The organism is Pantoea sp. R102 (assembly GCF_004916815.1).
Classification (GTDB): Bacteria; Pseudomonadota; Gammaproteobacteria; order Enterobacterales; family Enterobacteriaceae; genus Pantoea; species Pantoea dispersa.
Map to the genome: position 1 here is coordinate 1 of NZ_SDFT01000235.1, position 1,474 is coordinate 1,474.

The 1,474-nt window shown below is 57.2% G+C and carries 2 protein-coding genes and 1 pseudogene; all 3 read left to right on the top strand.

Features of this window, described 5'->3' with window-relative positions:
• Positions 1-128 (top strand): annotated as a pseudogene (locus tag ERD80_RS20550) (3-hydroxyacyl-[acyl-carrier-protein] dehydratase FabZ); the annotation flags it as partial.
• A gap of 3 nt (positions 129-131) precedes the next feature.
• Entirely contained in the window at positions 132-920 is a 789-nt protein-coding gene (gene lpxA, locus ERD80_RS20555; protein ID WP_021507480.1) for an acyl-ACP--UDP-N-acetylglucosamine O-acyltransferase, read from the top strand.
• Between the two features lie 3 nt (positions 921-923).
• A partial coding sequence (gene lpxB, locus ERD80_RS20560) for a lipid-A-disaccharide synthase (protein WP_136548342.1) occupies positions 924-1,474 on the top strand: 551 nt, incomplete at its 3' end.

Below are 1,474 nucleotides of genomic sequence, written 5' to 3' on the forward strand. Positions count from 1 at the left end.
AGATGATCATGGAAGTTACCTTCGAGAAGACCCGCCGTGGCCTGACGCGCTTCAAAGGCGTGGCAACCGTAGACGGTAAGATTGTCTGTGAAGCGACCATGATGTGTGCCCGTAGCCGGGAGGCATAATTAGTGATTGATTCAACCGCCAGCATCCATCCAACGTCCATCATTGAAGAAGGTGCGGTGATCGGCGCCAACGTCCAAATCGGTCCGTTTTGTGTTGTCGGAGCGAACGTGGAAATTGGCGAAGGCACGGTGCTGAAATCGCACGTGGTGGTGAATGGCCACACGCGTATCGGTAAAGATAACCAGATCTACCAGTTCGTTTCGATTGGCGAAGTGAATCAGGATCTGAAATATGCCGGTGAACCGACCCGCGTTGAAGTCGGCGATCGCAACCGCATCCGCGAGAGCGTCACCATTCATCGTGGCACCACGCAGGGTGGCGGCCTGACCAAAGTCGGCAGCGACAACCTGCTGATGGTCAACGCGCACATTGCCCATGACTGCGTGATCGGCAATCGCTGTATTCTGGCCAACAACGTAACGCTGGGCGGCCACGTTACCGTGGATGATTTTGCCATCATCGGCGGCGTGACGGCGGTGCACCAGTGGTGCACCATTGGTGCCCACGTGATGGTAGGCGGTTGTTCCGGCGTCGCGCAGGACGTGCCGCCGTACGTGATTGCGCAGGGCAACCATGCCACGCCGTTCGGTGTCAATATCGAAGGCCTGAAGCGTCGTGGCTTCAGCAAAGAAGCACTGCACGCCATTCGTAACGCGTACAAGCTGCTGTACCGCAGCGGTAAAACGCTGGATGAAGTGAAGCCGGAGATTGAAGAACTGGCTAAACTTCATAGCGAAGTGCAGCCTTTCTACGACTTCTTTGCCCGTTCTACCCGTGGATTGATTCGTTAATTCATGTCAGTGCGTCCCTTAACGATTGCCCTGGTCGCCGGAGAAACCTCCGGCGATATTCTTGGTGCCGGATTGATTCGTGCGCTGAAAGCGCGCCATCCTGACGCGCGCTTCGTTGGCGTTGCCGGTCCGCTGATGCAGGCCGAAGGCTGCGAAGCCTGGTACGAGATGGAAGAGCTGGCGGTAATGGGCATCGTTGAGGTGCTTGGCCGCCTGCGCCGTTTGCTGCACATCCGCAAGGATTTAACCCAGCGCTTTACCGAGCTGCGGCCGGATGTCTTCGTCGGCATCGATGCCCCGGATTTCAACATCACGCTGGAAGGCAACCTCAAGCGTGCCGGCATTCGCACCATTCATTATGTCAGTCCCTCCGTGTGGGCCTGGCGACAAAAGCGCGTGTTCAAAATTGGCCGCAACACCGATCTGGTGCTGGCGTTTCTGCCTTTTGAAAAAGCGTTTTACGATCGCTACAACGTGCCGTGCCGCTTTATCGGGCACACCATGGCCGATGCGATGCCGCTGCAGCCGGACAAACTGGCCGCGCGGCGTGAATT